The sequence below is a fragment of the Nocardiopsis sp. CNZ308 genome, from assembly GCF_004217075.1.
In genome coordinates this window covers 5,258,957-5,278,677 of sequence record NZ_SHKJ01000001.1, presented here as the reverse complement: position 1 = coordinate 5,278,677, position 19,721 = coordinate 5,258,957, and the positions used below count along the sequence as shown (strand labels likewise).

The window sequence follows — 19,721 nt, the reverse complement described above, 5'->3', positions numbered from 1 at the left end:
GTGCGCGGGGCTCAGGCATCGACCTTGCGTTTGGACTCGCGGCCGTCCGGTCCATCCCCGCGTGCGCGGGGCTCACCCATAGCACGTGGCGTGACCACGGCAAATGACCGGTCCATCCCCGCGTGCGCAGGGCTCAGCACGTCTGACGAGGAGGCCCCGTTTTGAGCGGCGGTCCATCCCCGCGTGCGCGGGGCTCAGCCCGCGACCACGCTGGTCGTGCTGGTCGTGGCCGGTCCATCCCCGCGTGCGCGGGGCTCAGGGAGGCGCAGCGGGGGCGGATCAGGCGAAGTGCTGGTCCATCCCCGCGTGCGCGGGGCTCAGGCTTAACGACCTGCGACAACGCGGGCCGTTATCTCGCCGCAACCTCGACCCGGGACATGCTGAGCGTTCTTAGCCTCGACGTACATCCTCACACAGCGCACGGCTGCGCTCATCCCCACGGCCGCGAGGGCGATGCCGGTCCACTGGCGGGGGGTAAGTGAACGCATAGCCGCCACGTTAGACCGCCTGCCCTCGGTGCGGGCGGGGGTTGCCGCATCCGGCTAGCGGCCGCACGGCGGATGAGCAGCCTCCTGCGCGCCGGGCTGGATCACACCTTGGCCGCGAGCTGAGCTGTTCTCCTCCTCCCCCACTCGTCTCGCTGGTAGCGTCCGTGCTCTCGCACCCCGAGAAGGGATCTCGCTATGGAGCCGCTGCCCGACCGGCCGCTCACCCTGGCCCAGATCCAGGGCTACGTGGCGAAAATGGAGGTGGAGCGCGGATTCTCCGATAGCACCCTGGTCGAGCAGACCCTGAAGCTGGCGGAGGAAACCGGGGAGGTGTGCAAGGCCGTACGCAAGCGTGCCTCGCTCAGCGTGGACCCCACCAGCACGGTGGGCGGCCTCGGCGAGGAACTCGCCGACGTGCTGATCTACCTCGCAGCCATCGCCAACCGCGAAGGCATCGATCTGAGCCAGGCGCTGCGGGAGAAGGAAGCACTGAACGAGACCCGCACCTGGTCGTGAACTTCAGAGGCTGCCCGCGACGGGCAGTCCCTCTTCTATTCACGGGCTCACCGCCACATCGTCACCACCAGCGTCGCCCGTAGCGGTCCATCCCCGCGTGCGCAGGGGTCTAGAGGGTCTGCCGATGGGTGGACCACACCGCGTGCTGGGGCCCGTGCAGCCAGACCGTCTGGCGTCCGGTGTCACGGTCCACGGTCAGCCCGAAGGACGACACGGGCGGTCGCCCCTGTGCCTCCCACCACTGCCACGCCATCCGCGCCTCATCCACCAGGCGCCGCCCCCCACCCTGCTCGACGCGTCCGTCCGCGTGCACCCGCGCCCACGACTCGCACCGAGTGGACGCCAGCCAGACATAGGGTTCGTCAGCACCGTCCTCCATCCCCATGCCGTGGGACCACTCCGGCTGGAGCAGGGCCAGGAGTAGCGCCTGCTCTCCGTCCATCCACGGCTCACGCGGATCTCCGTTGACCCGGTCGTTGTGCTCGGCGCGCGCGGCCGAGGGCGGTGCGGGCTGACCGGGCCACCGCTGCCCTCGCGCCCACATGAAGCTGAGAGACCCCTCGAAGCGGCCTTCCGCGACCCCGCCCCCCTTCATGTCCAGAACGGCGAGCACCCCGCCCGGCGCACCAGGGGTTGGCGACCACGGGGTGACGATGCGGCCCCGGCCACGCACCTGTTCCAACCACCGCCACGGCACGGCGGACACCGTGCACGTGGCGATGATCCGGTGATAAGCCGGGTATCGGGTCTGCACCCGCTCACCATCACCGGTGACGACGTCCGGGGAGTACCCGGCGGCGTACAGGGCACGGCGCGCGGCGTCGGCCAGGCGCTCGTCGATCTCGACCGAGGCGACGTTGCGCGACCCCAGCAGCTCGGACAGCAGGGCCGCGTTCCACCCCGTGCCGGTGCCCACCTCCAGTGCCCGCTGACCCGGCTCGATGCTCGCCGCGGTGAGCATGCGCGCCATGACGGACGGCGCGGAGGATGAGGAGGAGGGGATGCCCATGCCGCCTTCGGCACCGTCGTCGCGTTGGGTCGTGAGCGGCTGGTCGGTGTAGGCGGTACGCAACCAGGTGCCGGGATCTTCGGTGCGGTCGACGCGGGTGCGGTCGGTGGTCCAGTAGACGTCGGGCAGGAACCGGTGGCGCGGTACCCGGACGAACAGGCGGGCGATGTGCTCGGGGATGCCGCGGTCACGCAGCCGACCGGCGAGCGACGCGGCGAGGGGAGCGTAGTCCATGCCTGTGGTGTGCCCCATCAGACGGTGCCTCGCCCGTTGCATCCGGCGCAGGGGACCCACCGGCGGATCGCCTTGCCCGGCGAGGCCCCGTCGGCCGTCTCCCAGTGGCCCTTCTGCCCGTTGCACATGCCGCATGTGTCAGCGGTGGGCGAGCTGGGCGACGGCGTGGCCGGGTGGGGCGCTGGAACGGTCGGGCGCGGGGCGCGGGTGAGGGGCGCGGTCATGTGTCTACTCCGTTTCGAGGGGTTCGAGGGGACGGAACCGGGTTGTGGCGCCGGAGGCTCTCCTCCAGCTGCTCGGGGGTGCGCTCGGTCTTACGTTCGGCCACCCGGGGCCGGTTCCGGCCTTGTTGTCGTGACGTCCGCCCCACGGTGACTCCCCTCCGTCTATCGTGGACACGACGCTACGGACCACGTCACCAGCACAGAACTGACCGTCGGTACGAGTCACCCCCGGAGAACTCCCTATGGCACGGCGGCGCCGACCCTCAACCTTGACCGCCGGTCAGGGTTCGGCCCCGCAGGCCCATACCGACCGTGAAGGACGCGTCTCCGGGTACGTCCTCAAGACGATCCGGCAGGCGGTCGGCCTCACCCAGGAACAGCTCGCCGAGCAGGCCCGGGTGGACGTGTCCACGCTCCAGGGGTGGGAGTCCGGGCGGCGCCCGCTCATGGCGGTCCCCGCCGGTTCGTACCTGCGGCTACGCCACCTGCTGTATCGGCTCGGCGCCACCTCCCGGCTGCTGACGCAACTGGACACCAGCCTGGAAGCGGACCGGTTCATCGGGTACGTGCTCAGCAGCGACGGACCCATCGACCTGGACAACCACCCGCTGGCAACCTGGGTGATCACGAGACCGTTCACGGAGCTGGTGGCGTGGCCGTTCACCGGAACGACCCCGAACGAGCTGCGCGAGGCGGCACCCCTGCGCCGCCGGGGACCATCAGGCACGGGCCCTGGTCTGGCCGCGGACGAGCGCCGCCACATGGTGGACCACCTCCAGGCCGCTGCGGAGCAGGCCGCGCACGAATCCGTCGAGGGCGCCCTGCTACGCCGCCAGGCGCACTACGTAGCGGGGTTCGATGACTCCTCGGAGACGGTGGAGTGGCTCGCGGTCATGCAGCGCGCCGAACAACGGCGTCTCGGCAACCGGGTGGGGTGGACGCCGTCGTGGGTGGTCGTGCGCTCAGGCGCGCACTCGCTCGCGCGCACCGGGGACACCGACGCCCTGCCGGAGTTCATCGACGTGCACATCAGCACGGACGCCTGCGAGATCGCGAACCTGAACTACTGGGCGTACTGGCTCGGCGAAATCAGCGACCCGCAGCTCGCGGACACGTTCATGGTCGAACTCGACCTGGATGCTTGGCACGGCGACCGACTGCTCAAGCACCTCACCAGGCGCCTCACCCCGATCAACCCCTATGTCGACGTCGTGTGCCACACCCTGTGGGCGCTCATCATCCGCAAGCCCTCCTTGTTGGACACCCGGGCTGCCGGAGAACTGTTCGGGGCCGTGTCGCAGATCCTCGACTCGACCGCGCTCTCTCCGCGGTCACGGCGAGAGTTGGAGGAGGTCCTCTACGCTCTACGGATGATCCACCGACGCTAGAGAGGGCCCCGATGGGTGACGAGCAGGACGTGCGGGCACTGGACTACCTGTACGAGGTGGGGCTGCTGAAGCGCTACAAGCGCACCGGGTGGGTGGTCGCAGGGGTGCCCGCGCCGGAGTCGATCGCGGACCACTCGCACCGGACCGCCGTCGTGGCCGCGGTCATCGCGGAACTGGAAGGCGCGGATGCGCAGCGGGCGGCGTTCCTGGCGCTGTTCCACGACACGCAGGAGACCCGGCTGACCGACATCCCCTACATCGGGAAGCGCTACCTCAAGGCCGCGTCCAACGCCGAGGTGACCGCCGACCAGACGACGGGTATGCCGGAAGGGCTGGCGCGGCTGATCGGCGGCGCGGAGGCCGAGTACGAGGCCCGCGAGACGGCCGAGGCGGTGTGCGCCAAGGACGCTGACAAGCTGGAGTGCCTCCTCCAGGCCGTGGAGTACCGGGAACAGGGCACGGACACCCAGGCGTGGATCGACACGTCCCTGGCAGCACTGCGAACGGCGTCGGCGCAGCGGCTCGGCAAGCTCGCGCTGGAGCGGGCTTCGCTGGCGTGGATGCATGAGGCTCGGGATTCCAAGCCCGCGAGGTAACGCGGAAGGCCCCGCCCGCATGCGGGGGCAGCGCGTTCAGCCGCGCTGTTCCTCGCCGATCACCTTGAGCTGACGGCGAACCCGGGACGCGGAGAGCCTCACCGCCTCGCCGATGTCCTCGGCGGACGCTCCCGGGTGCGCGTCCAGGTGCGTGAGAATGCGCGCGCGGGGCTCACAACCCCGGCCGATGTGCTGGTACGGTCCATCCCCGCGTGCGCGGGGCTCACGCTTAACGACCTGCGACAACGCGGGCCGTTATCTCGCCGCAACCTTCACTCGGGACATGCCGAGCACTCTCAGCCTCGGCGTACATCCTCACACAGCGCACGGCTGCGCTCATCCCCACCACCTCCCATCGACACCCGCTACCGCGATTTCGTCATCACTGCCGAACTCGCCCGCGTTCTAGGTCGGGAGGTGGGAGTGCGAACGATGAGCAGTGTCATCGCCGTACTTGAAACGGTCCTACGAGGTCGCCGACCTGACCAGGCAACCCCGGCCGAGCACCCAGGCAGGGCGATCCGACAACCGCGACACCTGGGACAACGAGAACGGGGAAGGTTGCATGGAGACAGCCCGGATCCGGAGCGCGAACGTGCTCCTGCCCAGCGATGACGAAGCGCCGATGGCCTCCTGGCCGCATCCGAACCCTCTGGAGGAGGAGAGGGTCGCCAACACCGACTTCCGGTCCGTGGACCTGTCCTCGCACCGCCTGGTGGACGTCACCTTCGACCGGTGCCGGTTCCGCGCATCGAGGCTGATGGGTGTATCGCTGGTGCGGGTGTCCCTACGGGACGTGGTCTTCGAGGGCTGCCAGTTCGACTACGTCACTTGGGCCCAGGTCAGGGCTGTGAGTGACGTGGCGTTCGTGGGCTGCTCGTTCAAGGAGGCCGCCTTCGAGGGATGCGACCTGCGGAAGGCGGTCTTCGACGACTGCGCCTTCGGTGTGGACCTGCGGGACACCTCATTGGCCGGTGCGGACCTGAGAGGTAGCGACCTGTCAGGACTGTCGGGACTGGCGTCGTTGCGCGGGGCCAAAGTGACCGAGATGCAGCTGCGCCAGCTCAGCGAGGTCATGGTCCGCGACCTGGACCTGACCGTGGCCGAGGTGCCGTTGTAACCGGCCCGGAGAAACAGCCCTGGAGTCCGGACTGGCTTGACGCGCCAACGGGCTACCCTCCAACACCATCTCCTATACCGCCACGGGCATTCATGCCCGGGGATCGTGGGCCGGTTGGGCAGGGCCGGTCCATCCCCGCGTGCGGGGCTCACGGCGTGGTCGCTTCGGTCGGGCTTCCGGCCAGGGGGCGGACATGTCTCTCCTTGATGGCGGGGAGTACTCCAGCGGGCGGGTCGGTGGGTCGGAGCGCGGGAACGTGCTGCTGCGCCGTCAAGCCGCACGGGCCACGACTTCCACGGTTCAGCGACTCCGTTCCTGACCAGCGAAGACGCCGCCATCAGGCATGGAAGGGCAACAGCTGCCGGGGCACCTCAGAAGAGGCCACCGCTCGCGTGGATGGTCTGTCCGTTGATCCATGCGCCTTCGTCCGAGGCCAGGAACGCGACCACCGACGCGATGTCGGCCGGCGCGCCCAGGCGACCGAGGGGCGTCTGGCTGCGGATGGACGCGGCCACGTCAGCCGGCATCTGAGCTTGCAGGGCATCGGTGCGGGTAGCGCCGGGCAGCACGCTGTTCACCGTGATTCCGCGCGGTCCGAGTTCGTGTGCCGCCGTCCGGGCCAGTTGCTCAGCCGCCGCTTTACTCGCGGCGTAGAGGCCCGCGCCGGGATGAGCCACGACGGTCGCACCGCTGGAGATCACGACGACCCGCCCGCCGTCGCGCATGTGGAGTGCGGCCTCCTTCAGGGCTCTGAAGACGGGCCAGGTGTTGATGGCCAAGTGCAGCTCCAAGTCCTCGTCCGTGGCATCCGCCAGGGACGAGGGACGCGCCATCCCCGTATTGCTGACGAGGACATCCAGCCCGCCGTACTCCGTGACGGCCGCCTCGAACAGAGAGCTCAGTTGCGTCGCGTCGCGCACATCGGCCCGCACTGCGGCGGCCCGTCCGCCCGCACGCTCGACGGCGGCCACGGCGTCTTTCGCCGCGACCGCGTCCGAGTGGTAGTTGATGATCACCCGCGCTCCATCCGCCCCCAACCGTTCGGCGACAGCGCGCCCGATCCCCCGGGACGCTCCCGTCACGACTGCGACCTTGTTGTTCATGCGTATGCCTGAGTCCTTCGAAAGGTGATGATGTCGATAGATGAGATGCTCTCCTAAATTGTCGATGAAGTCAATCATCTAGACTGTCTCCCATGACCTCGCATGCCCTCGCTGCCGCCGTAACTACGCTGCACCGCGAGGCCGCCGCCCTCTACGCGCTCATCGGGCGCGAGTTCGGCCTGACCACTCAGCAGGCCCAGCTGCTGTGCGTCCTGACTTCTGATCGGCCGTCCTTCAGTGAACTGGCCACCACTCTCGGCTGCGACAGGACCAATGTCACCGGCATGATCGACCGGCTGGAGAGGCGGGGGCTGCTGGCGAGGGAGCGCGACAGCGAGGACCGCAGGGTGAGTCGCGTAACGGCCACCCAGGAGGGCGAACAGCTGATTGCGCGCCTACGGGAGCGCTTCGCCGAATCGGTCGCCGACCGGTTCAGCCGTCTCACACCCGAGGAACGTGACCGCCTCGCCGCCCTGGCAACCGCGCTCACCCCCGAAACAGCACCGAGCCCGAAACACTGATGGCCCTGGTCGGCGAACCGGCCGCGCCAGCACCGGACCGTGTGCAGATGCAGGCCGGTCACCCGGGCGATGCGCGCGTTGGAGCGTCCGCGTGCGGCCTGCGGGACGATCGGCGCGCGCGTCCGCAGCCGGTACCCCGTCTTGCGGCCGTAGGCCGTCAGTTTCGGCCGCTCGCGCTCGGCGGCACGCAGGGTGATCGGACGGGCAGCGGCAACAGGCAAGGCAGACAGGCCGATCGAGGGAAGCGGATCAAGGACAGGCCGTAGCCTGCCGCGTCCCCGGGCCCGGCTCGCCGGGCAGGGCGGGCGCCATGCCCACGCCCTCGGAACACACCCGCCTGTCCGTGGAGGCGCGCCTCGGCGAGCGCGCCCGCACCACCTGGCCGCAGACCGACCAGCTGCACGTCCGCCACCGCGGAGCCTTCGCCTGCGTCGAGGCGGAACTGGCCCACGGCACCGCCTCCGCGGCCAACCCCCCGAAGGACTTACGGAGCCGACCGCCCAGCTCCGACGCACGTCCTCACACAGCGCACGGCGGCGCTCACTCCCTCCGCCTCCCCTGGCTCTTCCGGTGTCCTCGAACTGCTGCGCCGGGCACATCGGTAGGCGCGGCCCAACTCATCACCCAGGACACGACCGCCGCCGCTGCTACCGTCGCCGTCAGACCCGATGTCCCGCTACGTTCACCCCTCACTGGAAACGTCTGGTCATAGCGAGGCGCAGGTAGTCGATGGTGCTGTTGGGACTCCGGTTCACCTCCGCGTGCGCGGGGCTCGGGCGGGGGAGGGGGTTGTGGCCGACCGGCCTTCCCCGGCTGTCCCGTCACGGCTACGGTGAGCATCCATGGAGACCTCCACAGACCGCACCCGTATCCAACCGTCCGGGATCTGCCGCCGGGGCCACCACCGGTGGCGGCACGACCCGCCGGGCGGGAAGCGGTTGCTGTGCACGCGGTGCAAGTCGATGTCGATGACGAACTACGGCGCGTGCCGGGAGGACTGCGTGGACTGCCACCCCCCGGCCTGCGAGGTCGAGGGTCGGTAGTTCTTCGAGCCGACCGCTCCGTGCTTGCCGCACCCGGCCGTGCCGTTGGGGCCGGATCGCCGGTCACACCAGTTCGCCCGAGCGAACGGCCCGGGCGGGGGAACCACGCGGAAATGCGGACGTTTTTCGCGCCACACCGCCGCCGCGACGGGTGCGGACCCCCGCCGTAGGGCACGCTCTGCGATGGGGGGAATCCACCTCCCGCAGAACACGTCCCGCGACGAGAAGGCAGGAAACCATGGCCGATGACCCGATCCCCTCCCCCAAGGTCGCGGTGGGCGTCGACGGATCGGCGTCGGCGCGCGGAGCCCTGGAGTGGGCCGCGGCGGAGGCCGAACTCAGGCAGCTACCCCTGTACATCGTGCACGCCCTGTCCATGCCGCTGGTGATGTCGGTCTACGCCGGTCCCACCCGCTTCCCTCCCACCGAGGAGATGACCGCCCAGGGCCGCCGCATCCTGGAGGAGGCCGCCGAGCACGTGCGCTCACTGCGGCCGGGGCTGCGCGTGGAGACCGCGCTGGGACTGGAGGAACCGCCGCTGGCGCTGCTGCACCGCACCGGCCGCGGGGACCTGGTGGTCGTGGGCTCGCGCGGCATGGGTCCGGTGCGCTCGGTGCTGGCGGGGGCGGCCGGAATGCGGCTGGCCGCCAAGGCGCGCTGCCCGGTGGTCGTCGTCCCCGGCACCGAGGGCCGCACGCCGCGACCCTCGGGACCGCTGCGGATCGCGGTGGGCGTGGACGGCTCGGTGGACTCCCGGCGCGCGCTGGACTTCGCCCTGCACCGGGCCGCGCTCCAGGAGGGCTCCTCGGTCGTGGTGGTGCACAGCTGGGAGGTTCCGCTGCCCTTCGCCACCGCCTCCCTCACCGAGTCGGGGTGGACCCCGCCGGACGACCTGCTGGAACGCCAGTCCGAGGAACTCGTCTCAGGCGTGCTGGCCGAGGTGATGGACGACGCCACCGCCGACGTGGATATCTCCGCCGTGCGCACCCAGCGCAATCCGGTGGACGCGCTGGTGGAGGCCGCCGCCGAGGCCGACCTGGTGGTCGTGGGCTCGCGCGGCCGGGGCGGTGTGCGCGGCGCGCTGCTGGGGTCGGTCAGCCAGGGCGTGATGCACAGTTCGCCGGTGCCCGTGGTCGTGGTGCCCCGGCACGCGGAGGAGGACTGAGCCCGCGATCAGCCCCAGCCGGTGCCGGGCATGCCGGACATACCGGCCATGCTGGGCATGCTGGGCAGCAGGCCGCCCGGACCGACGCTCTGGAGCTCCTGCTCGACCGTGCTCACCACCGAGCAGCTGCTGCCCTCGACCTGCGCGCCGGGCGAGAGCAGCACCAGGGGGCTGCCGCAGGAGGGCTCCGTGGTGGGCTCGGCGTTGGCCTCGTCGGCCAGGGCGGGGGCGCTGGCCAGCCCGGCCAGGGCCAGGGCGGCGGCCGCGGCGAGGGCGGCACGCGTCAGTGTCATGGGCATGGGGAGGGATCTTCCTTCTCGGACGGAGGCCCGCGGACGGGCCGCGGCGGCGGAACGCATCCAGTGTTTACCAAGAGTAGTTATATTGCAACTCTTGGTGACTACACGTAGCTGTCAGCCGAGCCGGAAAGGGAAAAGCCCCCGCGCGACCTGGTCGCGCGGGGGCTCCCGCGTCTCGCCGGACCCTCTCGAATCCCCCGATAGCGGAGGTCCGGCGCGGGCCGGTCGCGCTCACCCCCGTGGGCGCCCGACCCCGCACCCGCGCCGCTCCCCCCGGACCTCGTGGCCTTGACGGCCGCCCCCGTGGTCCGCGGGGTGCGCAGGTGCACACCCTCCTGTCTACCCGTCCTGCTTCGGGTAAACATGGATCCGCCCGGCCACCCGCCGTGGCGAGCGGGCGCCACGAGCCCCGACACCGCCCCACCAGGGACAACGCCTCCCAGCCGATCGCGCGCATGCCGCGCACGTCCCGCGGCGCGCCCCGGCCGCGCGCCGGTACGCGTCACCGCCTCCGGGACGGCACACCCCGCACCCCGGGCCAGCGGGGCCCGTGCGCTTCGTCACGCTCTCGTCACCCCTACCAAACTTTGTCCTACACTGAGCCCCGTGTCCGATAAAGCCCGCTTCCTGCGCATGGTGCTCATCTCCATGTCGCTGACGAGCACCGACGACGGACTCTGTCGCCGCCGGTGCCGCGACGGCGTGCGCTGACCGGGCCCCGTCCCCCTTCCCCCGCGCGCGGTCTCCCCCGCGCCCGGCGTCCCCGCGGTACCGGTGTCCCGTCACCGTTCGGCCACGGCCGACACCCGCTCCGTCACCGTTTGGACAGCTGCCCCGTGACCACTCACCCCTCCGCGCCTCCCGGCGCCACCGAACCCGCCCCCGCGGACACCGCACCGGACGCCGCCGCCGCGCCCGTCTCGCCCGCCCTGTCCCTGAGCTGGCGGCCGGCCCTGTCCGTGCCGCAGCCCCGCGCGGCCGAGGCCGAACCGGTCCGCTGGTGGCCGCTCGGCATCGCCCTGGCCGTGTCCGTGGGCCTGGCCGCCCACGTGTGGAACACCCACGGCGCGCTGCCCGCCGTCCTGCTGCTCCTGGGCACGGGCCTGGGCTTCACCCTGTTCCACTCCCGGTTCGGCTTCACCTCCGCCTGGCGGCAGTTCCTCGCCGTGGGCAACGGCACCGGCCTGCGCGCGCACGCCGTGCTGCTGGGCACCACCGCGACCCTGTTCGCGCTGGTCATCGGCACCGGAACCGGACTGTTCGGCAACGACCCGCAGGCCTCGGCCGGGCCCATCGGCATCGCCCTGTTCCTGGGCGCGTTCCTGTTCGGCATCGGCATGCAGCTGGGCGGCGCCTGCGCCTCGGGCACGCTCTTCGCGGTCGGCTCCGGCCAGTCGGCCATCGTCATCACCCTCGTCGGCTTCATCGCGGGATCGGTCATCTACAGCGCCGCGTGGCCGCTGGTCAACGACCTGCCCGCGCTGCCGCCGTTCCTGCTCTCCGACCACGTGGGATGGGGCGGCTCCTGGGCGATCACCATCGCCGTGCTCGTGGCCGTGGTCGTGGGCACCCGCGCGGTGCAGAACCGCCGCGTACCGCCGCCCGTGGGCACGCCGCCCTCGGCGCGGGGCCTGCTGCGCGTGGTCCGGGGCAGCTGGCCCATGATCGCCGGGGCCCTGGTGCTGTCGGTGCTCGGCGCGGCGGTGCTGCTGGTCTCCGGCGGCGCCTGGGGCGTCACCTCCGCCTTCAACCTGTGGGGCGCCAAGGCGCTCCAGCTGCTGGGCGCGCACCCCGAGACCTGGGCGTTCTGGAACCAGCCCCAGCAGGCCGCGCAGCTCGCCGGTCCGGTGCTCCAGGACAAGACCAGCCTGACCAACATCGGCATCATCCTCGGCGCCGCCGTGGCCGCGGCCGCCGCCGGGGCGTGGAAGCTGCACACCGGCCTGAGCTGGAAGCTCGTCGCCGCCGGGCTCCTGGGCGGCGTCCTCATGGGCATCGGCGCCCGTCTGGCGGGCGGCTGCAACATCGGCGCCTACCTGGCCGGGATCGGTTCGGGCAGCCTGCACGGGTGGCTGTGGGCGGTCTTCGCCCTGGCCGGGACCTGGACGGGGCTGCGGGCCCGTAGCCTGTTCGGCTTGGGCGTGCCCAAGCCGGGCGACAGCGTCTGCTGAACCCGGGTGCCGCGGCCGCCGCGGCACCGCTGACGGAGGGACGGGGAATGGACGGCGCGGAGCACGTGCACGACGTGGTGGTGGTCGGCGGCGGTCAGGCCGGGCTCGCCGCGGGGTACTTCCTGCGGCGGGCCGGGCTCGACTTCGCCGTCCTGGACGCGGGTGAGGGGCCGGGCGGCTCCTGGACCGAGTACTGGAACTCGCTGCGCCTGTTCTCCCCAGCCGAGCACAGCATGCTGCCGGGCTGGTGGATGCCCGCCGAGGAGGGGCGGGAGTACCCCAGCGCGCGGCACGTGGCCCGGTACCTGGCCGAGTACGAGCGCCGCTACGAGCTGCCCGTGCACCGCCCTGTCCGCGTGGAGGCGGTCGAACGGGAGGGCGGGGCCCTGCGCGTGCTCGCCCGGGAGGAGCGCGGTCGCCCGTCCAGGACGCCCCGCTCCGTAGCGGAGCGGCCCGTGGACGGCGGCGGGCGGCGGGAAGGGGAACCGGGCGGCGGGCGGCCACCGGCCACCCCGCACTCCCCCGCCCGGCGACCTCCGCTGGTGAGCTGGCGCGCCCGCCGCGTCATCAGCGCCACCGGCACCTGGCGGGCGCCCCACGTCCCCGACGTCGCGGGCCGGGAGCTGTTCGCGGGCAGGCAGCTGCACACGGTCGACTACCGGGGCCCGGAAAAGTTCGCCGGACAGCGGGTCGTCGTCGTGGGCGGCGGCAACTCCGCCGCCCAGATCCTCGCCGAACTGTCCGGGGCGGCCGAGACCACCTGGGCCACCACGCGCCCGCCCCGGTTCCTGCCCGACGACCTGGACGGGCGCGCCCTGTTCGGCGTCGCCACCCGCGCGCAGCGGGCGGCGCAGCGGGGCGAGGAGGCCCCCGAGGGCGTCGGCGACCTCGGGGACATCGTGGTGGTGCCGACGGTCCGCGAGGCGCGCGAGCGCGGCGCGCTCGAGGCCGAGCCGATGTTCGACCGCCTCACCCGCACCGGCGTGGCCTGGAACGACGGCACCTCCCTGGACTGCGACGCCGTCCTGTGGTGCACGGGGTTCCGGCCGGTGCTGGACCACCTGGCCCCGTTGGGACTGGCGGACGGCCGGGGCCGGATCGCGCTGGAGGGGACCCGTTCCGTGGCCGAACCCCGGCTGTTCCTGCTGGGATACGGGGACTGGACCGGTGCCGCGTCGGCCACCCTCATCGGCGCCGGGCGCACTGCCAAGGGCACCGTCGCCGAGATCACCGCCGCCCTCGCCCGGCAGGGGTGAGGGGCGCGGAGTCCGCCGGCCCCGAACCGCTCAACCGACGATCGGCCGCTCCTCGGGCAGCTCGTACAGGCGGGGGCGGCGCCGCAGCGCCAGGGCCGAGGCCAGCGTGATCGGCCCGATCCGGCCCACGAACATCAAGAACATCAGCACCGCCTGCCCCAGCAGCGGCAGGTCGGCCGTGATGCCGGTGGACAGCCCGACCGTGGCGAAGGCCGACGTCGTCTCGAACAGGATCTGGTCCAGGGTGAACGGGGTGATCGTCATCAGCGTCAGCGTCCCCGCCAGCACCAGGCCCAGCGCCAGCAGCACCACCGTGGTCGCCTGCGAGGTGGTGCCCTCGGCCAGACGGCGGCCCGACACGTGGACCGTGGGCTCACCCCGCACGTTGGCGTAGATCACGAAGGCCAGCACGGCGAAGGTCGTCACCTTGATGCCCCCGGCCGTGCCCGCGCTGCCTCCCCCGACGAACATCAGGATGTCGGTGACCAGCAGCGTCTGGGTGTTCATCTGTCCGAAGTCGAGGCTGTTGAAGCCCGCCGTGCGCGGCATCACCGACTGGAAGAACGCGGTGAGCAGCTTCCCGCGCAGGTCGAGCCCGCCCATGGTCGCCGGGTTGGACCACTCCAGGGCCAGGAAGGCCACGAACCCCACCACGAGCAGCAGCCCCGTCATCACCAGGGTGACCTTGACGTGCAGCGTCCAGTGGCGGTGCTCGGCGCGGTGCCGCGTGAAGCGCCACAGCTCCACCCACACCGGGAACCCGAGCCCTCCGGCCAGGACCCCCAGGGCCACCGGGACCGTGATCCACGGGTCCTCGGCGAACCCCGTGAGGCTGTCGGCGTAGAGCGCGAACCCGGCGTTGTTGAAGGCCGAGACGGCGTGGAAGACGCCCGTGTAGACGGCCTCGGGCAGGGACAGCCCGTGCCCCAGCCACCAGCGCAGCGACAGCACCGCCGCCAGGGCCGTCTCGAACACCACCGTCACCACCAGGACCCCGGTGACCAGCTGGCGCACCTCGCCCAGGGTGACCACCTTGGCCTCCGAGCCGGTGCGCACCGCCATCCGCAGCCCGAGCTGCCGCCCGACCACCAGGGTCAGGACGGTGGCCAGCGCCATGATGCCGAACCCGCCGACCTGGATCAGGGCCAGGATCACCGCCTCGCCCAGCCCCGACCAGTAGGAGGCGGTGTCCACCACCGCCAGGCCGGTCACGCTGGCCGCCGAGGTGGCGGTGAACAGGGCCGTGGCGAAGGGCGCCCGCTCCCCGGCCCCGGTGGCGGCGGGCAGGGACAGCAGGCCCGCGCCGACCAGGATCAGGGCGGCGAAGGCCGCGGCGGTGAGCTGCGGCGGTTTGAACCACCCGGACAGGTCGCGCAGCCTCCGGTCGACGCGGGCACCGGCGCGGACCGGGATCCTAGGGACCCGTGGTACCCGTGGGCCCGCTGGGTTCTGCCCGGTTCCCGTTCTCACCGGCCGCTCCCCCGACCCTCCGGACCGCTCTCCGGGCCCTCCGACGCGGACGCGCACCCGGCGGCTCCACCGTCCGGCCGGAACCGGTAGCCCAGCCCGGGTTCGGTCAGGAAGTAGCGCGGCCGGGGCGGGTCCGGCTCCAGGCGCTGGCGGATCTTGGTCATGAACACCCGCAGGTAGTTGGTCTCGCGCCCGTACGAAGGCCCCCACACCTCGTTGAGCAGGTGCTTGTGGGTGACCAGGCGGTCGGGGTTGCGCGCCAGGACCTCCACGATGTGCCACTGGCGCGGGGTCAGCCGCACCGGTTCCCCGCCGCGCAGGACCTGCTTGGCGGCCAGGTCCACCGTGAAGTCGGCGGTGTCCACCGCCGCCTCGTACTCGGGCACCGCGGAGCGGCGCATGGCCGCGCGCACCCGGGCGAACAGCTCGTCCATCCCGAAGGGCTTGATGACGTAGTCGTCGGCGCCCAGGTCCAGCGCCTGGACCTTCATGGGCTCGGTGTCGCGCCCCGAGAGCACGACCACCGGCACGTCCGTCCACCCGCGCAGCCCCCGCAGGACCTCCAGGCCGTCCATACCGGACAGGCCCAGATCGAGCAGGAGCAGGTCGGGGCGGTGGCGGGCCACCAGCCGCAGCGCGTGCTCACCGGTGTCGGCGAGGTAGGCGGTGTAGCCGCGGGCCCGCAGGTTCACCTCCAGCGTCCTGCGGATGAGGGGGTCGTCGTCGACGACGAGGACCGAGGGCGCTCTGTCCGCGCCGGTGCCGGTGTCCTTGTCCATACTGGTCCGTATCTCCCCCGTTCGGACGCCCCGGACGGGGCTCCGCACTCACGATGCTCCGCGCTCACGATGCTAGGCGCGCCGCGTCCGCGGGCCGCCGCGGCACGGGCGCCGTGTCCGCAGGTCGCGACGGCACCGGCGCCGCGGCGGCTCCGCGCGGTGGCGGCTCCGCGCGGTGGCGGCCGGTACGAGGAGCACGCTAACGCTCCCCGGGCAGCCCGGGGGCCGGATTTAGCGCCCTGTTAGCAGTGAAATGTCCGAAAGCACCTCCGTGACCAGTCAGGATGGGGAGGCCGGAAGGGGGCACACGATGACACGCGGCCACTTGCGCGTCTACCTGGGCGCGGCGCCCGGTGTCGGCAAGACCTACCGGATGCTGGACGAGGCGCACCGGCGCCGCGACCGCGGCGCCGACGTGGTCATCGGGTTCGTGGAGAGCCACGGCCGGGCGATGACGGAGGCGATGGTGGACGACCTGGAGACGGTCCCGCGCGCCGTCCTGACCCACCGGGGGACCCGCCTGGAGGAGATGGACCTGGACGCCGTGCTGGCCCGCCGCCCGCAGGTCGTCCTCGTGGACGACCTCGCGCACGCCAACGCCCCCGGCGCGCGCAACGCCCGCCGCTGGCAGGACATCGAGGCCCTGCTGGAGGCGGGGATCACGGTGCTGTCCACACTCGACGTCCAGCACCTGGAATCGCTCAACGACGTCGTGGAGCGCGTCACCGGCACCCGCCAGGGCGAGACCGTGCCCGACGCGTGGGTGCGCGGGGCCGACCAGATCGAACTGGTGGACATGACGCCCGAGGCCCTGCGGCGGCGGCTCGCGCACGGCAACGTCTACGGCCCCGACCGGATCGACGCCGCGCTGTGCCACCGGTTCCGGGCCGACACCCTGACCGCCCTGCGCGAGCTGGCGCTGCTGTGGCTGGCCGGGCGCGTGGACGACGAGCTCAGACGCCACCGCGGCGAGCACCGCGCGGCCTCGGCGTGGCAGACCCGCGAGCGCGTGGTCGTGGGCCTGAGCGGGGGCCCCGGCGGGGAGGCGCTCATCCGCCGGGCCGCCCGGATCGCGGGGCGCGGCAGGGGGGTCGAGCTGCTGGCCGTGCACGTGGCGCTCGGCGACGGCCCGGTGGGCGCCGACCCCGCCATGCTCGCCCGGCAGCGGGTGCTGGTGGAGGACCTGGGCGGCACCTACCACCAGGTCGTGGGCGAGGACGTGCCCGCCGCGCTGACCGCGTTCGCCCAGGGGGTGGACGCCACCCAGCTGGTCCTGGGCGCGAGCGGTCGGGGCAGGCTCGCCCGCCTGCTGAGGCCGGGGGTGGGCGCGGCCACCACGGCGCTGTCGGAGTCCATCGACGTCCACCTGGTCACCCTGGAGGAGGCCGAGCGCGGCTCCGGACGGGCGCGCTCGGGAGCGGTCTCGCGCCGCCGCAGGCTGGCGGGGTACGCGCTGGCGCTCACCGCGCTGGCGCTGCTGGTGTTCGGCACCGGCGTCCCCCACAGCGAGGAGTACCTCAGCGGCGGAATCCTGCTGGTGTTCGCCACCGTGACGGCGACGGCGCTGGTCGGCGGGCTGTGGCCCGCGCTGGCGGCGGCGTTCAGCGGGTTCGTGGTGCTCAACCTCTTCTTCACCGAGCCCTACGAGACGCTGGTGGTCAACCGGCCGGGCAACCTGCTCACCCTCGTGGTGTTCGTGTTCGTGGCCGTGGCGGTGAGCGTGGTCGTGGACCAGGCCGCGCGGCGTACCCGCGAGGCGGCGCGGGCCAGCGCCGAGGCCCAGACCCTGGCCACGGTGGCCGGAAGCGTGCTGCGGGGCTCGCGTCCCCTGGAGGCGCTGCTGGAGAGGCTGCGCGAGACCTTCTCCCTGGAGTCGGTCGCGCTGCTGGAGCGCAGGCCGCAGGCCTCCTCCCGGCCCGACCACCGCAACGACCCCGGGGCGTGGGAGGCGGTCGCCTCCGTCGGGGAGCTCCCCGGCTCGGCCCCGGGCGGGGCCGACGTGGACGTCCCGGTGGACGAGGGGCTGACCCTGGTGCTGCACGGGCACCGGCCGCGCGCGGGCGAGCGGCGCATCATCGAGGCCTTCGCCGCGCAGGCCGCCGTCGCGCTGCGCCAGGAGCGGCTGGCCCAGGAGGCGGCCTCGGCCGGAACGCTGGCGGAGGCCGACCGGATGCGCACCGCGCTGCTGGCCGCGGTCAGCCACGACCTCCGGGCCCCCCTGGCCTCGGCCAAGGCGTCGGTGACCAGTCTGCGCAGCCGGGAGGTGCGCTTCAGCGAGGAGGTCCAGGCCGAACTGCTGGCCACCGCGGACGAGTCCCTGGACCGCCTGACCCGGCTGGTGACCGACCTGCTGGACATGAGCCGCCTCCAAGCGGGTGTGCTGGGCGTGACGGTCACGGGTCTGTCGCTGCGCGAGTCGGTGTTCGCGGTCCTGGACGACCTGGGCGAACAGGGGCGCGACGTGCGGGTGCGGGTGCCCGGGGAGCTGCCGGAGGTCGCGGCCGACCCCGGCCTGTTGGAGCGGGTGCTGGCCAACGTGGTGGGCAACGCGCTGCGCTTCAGCCCGCACGACCGGCCGCCCTCGGTCACCGCCTCCTGGACGGGCGACCAGGTGGAACTGCTGGTGGCCGACCACGGCCCCGGGGTGCCCGAGCACGAGCGCGAGCGCATGTTCGTGCCCTTCCAGCGGCTCGGGGACACCGACGCGGCGACGGGGCTCGGGCTGGGCCTGGCGCTCTCGCGCGGGCTCATGGAGGCCATGGGGGGCTCGCTGCTGCCCGAGACCACCCCGGGCGGCGGGCTGACGCTGCGCCTGGTCCTGCCCGTCGCGGGAGCCGCCGGTTAGCGGCACCGCCCCCGCCGACACCCCGCCCTCAGGGCGGGCTGCGGGAACCGTCGGCCCGGGGCCCCGGGCCGACGGCTGGACGCCCCCTGGTCCCCTGACCCGCTGGCACGGGAGTCGCGCCCGCCGCGAGGACGGGCGGCCGGACTCCGGTGAGGCGCGCGCCCGGTGTCGGGGCAGCGGGTCGGCGCGGGTTCCGACCGCTCCCCGGTCAGCCCCGCCGGGCCGCGGCCAGGGCGTCGTGCACCTCGTCGCCGATGACCTGGTGCACGGTCATCCCGGGCAGGTGCGGGTACGCCGCCCAGTGCGTGACCTGCTCCTCGGTGTCGCCGCCGTAGGGCTTGCGCACCACCCAGTCCGGGTCGACGAAGACGTCCCGGATCTCCTCGCCCGTGGTCTCGTCGAAGTCGGTGCGACGAAAGTGCATCGGCAGGACCAGCCAGAACTCCTCCCCGTCCGGGTAGCGGCCGGTCACGGCCCCCACCACGGCGGCGCCGTCGTGCGGAAGGCCCTCCTCGACGCTGACCCAGTCCACCCCGGCCCTCTTCGTCATGCGCTGCCTCTCCTCCTCGGTGTGCGGAAGACGACGAACGCCCCCACGCTACTCACGGGCGGCAGGGCACGCGATACCGGGACAGCGGCGACCGGCGACCGGTCAGGCCGGGTCCTCCCGCGCCCCCTCCGCCTTGGGGCGGGTCTCGATCTCGCGCAGGGTGACCTGGAGGTGCTCCTCCATCGCCGCCACCGCGCGGGCGGGGTCGCCGCTCAGCACCGCCTCCAGCACCTCCTCGTGCTCGGTCGCGGACACCGCCGGGTCCTCGGCCGTGGCCAGGAACCGGCGGTGGCTCTGCTCGCGGCTGTCGGCCAGGGACCGTTCCAGCGCGTCCAGGATCTGGGTGAGGCTCCGGTTGCCCGAGGCCGAGATCAGGGCCTGGTGGAAGGCGAAGTCGGTGCGCACGCGGTTGGGCACGTCCAGGGGCGCGGCGCGCATGTCGGCGATGGCCTGGCGGGCCCGGGCGATGTCCTCGCGGGTCTGCTCCTCCTCCGGCCCGGCGACGCGCTGCGCGGCCAGCCGGGCGCCGTGCACCTCCAGCGCCTTGCGGATCTCGGTGAACTCCATCAGCGCCCGGCGGTCGCGCAGCACCGACAGGGCCACGAAGTTCTCCACCGGCAGGGCGTTGGGCGAGGCGATGACCGCGGGCTTGCCCTGGCGGCGGTGGATCAGGCCCTTGGCCTCCAGGGTCCTCAGGGCCTCGCGCAGCACGACCCGGCTCACACCGAAGCGTTCGGCCAGTTCCTTCTCCGAGGGCAGCTGGCTGCCCGGCCGCGCGTCGGGGCCCACGCACAGCTCCTCCACGAAGGCGACGACCTGCGAGGTCAGCGAGTTCGGCCGGGCGTGCCGCGGCTGGGACCGGCCCGCGAGCCCTTCGCCCTGGGTTCCCGGCGACGCTGATCCCATCGTGTACGCCTCGTCCTTCACTGGAGGGATGTGCCGAC

Annotated in this window: 18 protein-coding genes, 1 pseudogene and 1 CRISPR repeat array (1 of these 20 cut by a window edge); of the genes and pseudogenes, 10 read left to right on the top strand and 9 right to left on the bottom strand. The window is 72.7% G+C overall.

Annotation, left to right across the window (positions count from 1 at the left end; translation table 11 throughout):
* Window positions 1-320: a CRISPR direct-repeat array (repeat unit 28 nt; unit sequence CGGTCCATCCCCGCGTGCGCGGGGCTCA) (it extends 75 nt beyond the left edge of the window).
* A gap of 363 nt (window positions 321-683) precedes the next feature.
* Complete coding sequence (locus EV372_RS22580) at window positions 684-1,004, top strand: MazG nucleotide pyrophosphohydrolase domain-containing protein (protein WP_130397655.1); 321 nt, start codon at window positions 684-686, stop codon at window positions 1,002-1,004.
* A gap of 109 nt (window positions 1,005-1,113) precedes the next feature.
* Here the strand turns inward: EV372_RS22580 and EV372_RS22575 are convergent, their stop codons facing one another.
* The gene (locus EV372_RS22575; RefSeq protein ID WP_130397654.1) at window positions 1,114-2,247 is read right to left on the bottom strand and encodes a methyltransferase domain-containing protein; all 1,134 of its coding nucleotides are present in this window, start codon (window positions 2,245-2,247) and stop codon (window positions 1,114-1,116) included.
* Window positions 2,248-2,740: 493 nt separating this feature from the next.
* On the opposite strand from EV372_RS22575, the gene EV372_RS22570 reads away from it, so the two are divergent.
* Entirely contained in the window at window positions 2,741-3,859 is a 1,119-nt protein-coding gene (locus tag EV372_RS22570; RefSeq protein WP_486484027.1) for a helix-turn-helix domain-containing protein, read from the top strand.
* A gap of 11 nt (window positions 3,860-3,870) precedes the next feature.
* On the top strand, window positions 3,871-4,455 hold the full coding sequence (locus EV372_RS22565; protein WP_130397652.1) for an HD domain-containing protein: 585 nt from the start codon (window positions 3,871-3,873) through the stop codon (window positions 4,453-4,455).
* 36 nt (window positions 4,456-4,491) lie between these two features.
* Here EV372_RS22565 and EV372_RS22560 read toward each other — a convergent pair whose 3' ends face one another.
* Complete coding sequence (locus EV372_RS22560; protein WP_130397651.1) at window positions 4,492-4,701, bottom strand: winged helix-turn-helix transcriptional regulator; 210 nt, start codon at window positions 4,699-4,701, stop codon at window positions 4,492-4,494.
* A gap of 319 nt (window positions 4,702-5,020) precedes the next feature.
* Between EV372_RS22560 and EV372_RS22555 the strand changes: the two genes are divergently transcribed.
* Window positions 5,021-5,575, top strand: a complete 555-nt coding sequence (locus EV372_RS22555; protein ID WP_130397650.1) for a pentapeptide repeat-containing protein — start codon at window positions 5,021-5,023, stop codon at window positions 5,573-5,575.
* Between the two features lie 371 nt (window positions 5,576-5,946).
* On the opposite strand, the gene EV372_RS22550 is transcribed toward EV372_RS22555, so the two are convergent.
* Window positions 5,947-6,756: a Rossmann-fold NAD(P)-binding domain-containing protein gene (locus EV372_RS22550; protein WP_486484026.1), complete on the bottom strand. Its 810-nt coding sequence runs from the start codon at window positions 6,754-6,756 to the stop codon at window positions 5,947-5,949.
* A gap of 14 nt (window positions 6,757-6,770) precedes the next feature.
* On the opposite strand from EV372_RS22550, the gene EV372_RS22545 reads away from it, so the two are divergent.
* Window positions 6,771-7,199: a MarR family transcriptional regulator gene (locus tag EV372_RS22545; RefSeq protein WP_130397649.1), complete on the top strand. Its 429-nt coding sequence runs from the start codon at window positions 6,771-6,773 to the stop codon at window positions 7,197-7,199.
* Window positions 7,200-7,210: 11 nt separating this feature from the next.
* Here EV372_RS22545 and EV372_RS29255 read toward each other — a convergent pair.
* Window positions 7,211-7,798 (bottom strand): annotated as a pseudogene (locus EV372_RS29255) (helix-turn-helix domain-containing protein); the annotation flags it as partial.
* Window positions 7,799-8,041: 243 nt separating this feature from the next.
* On the opposite strand from EV372_RS29255, the gene EV372_RS22535 reads away from it, so the two are divergent.
* Window positions 8,042-8,242, top strand: a complete 201-nt coding sequence (locus EV372_RS22535; RefSeq protein ID WP_130397648.1) for a hypothetical protein — start codon at window positions 8,042-8,044, stop codon at window positions 8,240-8,242.
* 238 nt (window positions 8,243-8,480) lie between these two features.
* Window positions 8,481-9,407, top strand: coding sequence for a universal stress protein (locus EV372_RS22530; protein WP_130397647.1), 927 nt, complete (start codon window positions 8,481-8,483; stop codon window positions 9,405-9,407).
* Between the two features lie 8 nt (window positions 9,408-9,415).
* Here the strand turns inward: EV372_RS22530 and EV372_RS22525 are convergent, their stop codons facing one another.
* A complete protein-coding gene (locus tag EV372_RS22525) occupies window positions 9,416-9,706 on the bottom strand; it encodes a hypothetical protein (RefSeq protein ID WP_253792957.1) in 291 nt (96 codons plus the stop codon).
* 836 nt (window positions 9,707-10,542) lie between these two features.
* Between EV372_RS22525 and EV372_RS22520 the strand changes: the two genes are divergently transcribed.
* Both EV372_RS22520 and EV372_RS22515 read left to right on the top strand, forming a co-directional pair.
* Window positions 10,543-11,877 (top strand): YeeE/YedE family protein, encoded by a 1,335-nt coding sequence (locus tag EV372_RS22520; protein WP_130397646.1) that lies wholly within the window; start codon window positions 10,543-10,545, stop codon window positions 11,875-11,877.
* 47 nt (window positions 11,878-11,924) lie between these two features.
* Window positions 11,925-13,133 carry an FAD-dependent oxidoreductase gene (locus EV372_RS22515; RefSeq protein ID WP_130397645.1) on the top strand — a complete coding sequence of 403 codons (1,209 nt, stop codon included), beginning with the start codon at window positions 11,925-11,927 and terminating at the stop codon, window positions 13,131-13,133.
* A 30-nt stretch (window positions 13,134-13,163) separates the two neighbouring features.
* Here EV372_RS22515 and EV372_RS22510 read toward each other — a convergent pair whose 3' ends face one another.
* Both EV372_RS22510 and EV372_RS22505 read right to left on the bottom strand, forming a co-directional pair.
* Entirely contained in the window at window positions 13,164-14,603 is a 1,440-nt protein-coding gene (locus EV372_RS22510; protein ID WP_130397644.1) for a TrkH family potassium uptake protein, read from the bottom strand.
* Window positions 14,600-15,382 (bottom strand): response regulator, encoded by a 783-nt coding sequence (locus tag EV372_RS22505; RefSeq protein WP_130397643.1) that lies wholly within the window; start codon window positions 15,380-15,382, stop codon window positions 14,600-14,602. Before EV372_RS22505 ends, EV372_RS22510 begins: the two co-directional genes overlap by 4 nt.
* A 310-nt stretch (window positions 15,383-15,692) precedes the next feature.
* Here EV372_RS22505 and EV372_RS22500 point away from each other — a divergent pair, with 310 nt between their 5' ends.
* Complete coding sequence (locus EV372_RS22500; RefSeq protein ID WP_130397642.1) at window positions 15,693-18,227, top strand: sensor histidine kinase; 2,535 nt, start codon at window positions 15,693-15,695, stop codon at window positions 18,225-18,227.
* Between the two features lie 208 nt (window positions 18,228-18,435).
* On the opposite strand, the gene EV372_RS22495 is transcribed toward EV372_RS22500, so the two are convergent.
* A complete protein-coding gene (locus EV372_RS22495) occupies window positions 18,436-18,777 on the bottom strand; it encodes an AQJ64_40280 family protein (protein WP_130397641.1) in 342 nt (113 codons plus the stop codon).
* A 102-nt stretch (window positions 18,778-18,879) separates the two neighbouring features.
* The gene (locus EV372_RS22490; RefSeq protein WP_130397640.1) at window positions 18,880-19,683 is read right to left on the bottom strand and encodes a FadR/GntR family transcriptional regulator; all 804 of its coding nucleotides are present in this window, start codon (window positions 19,681-19,683) and stop codon (window positions 18,880-18,882) included.
* Between the last annotated feature and the right edge of the window lie 38 nt (window positions 19,684-19,721).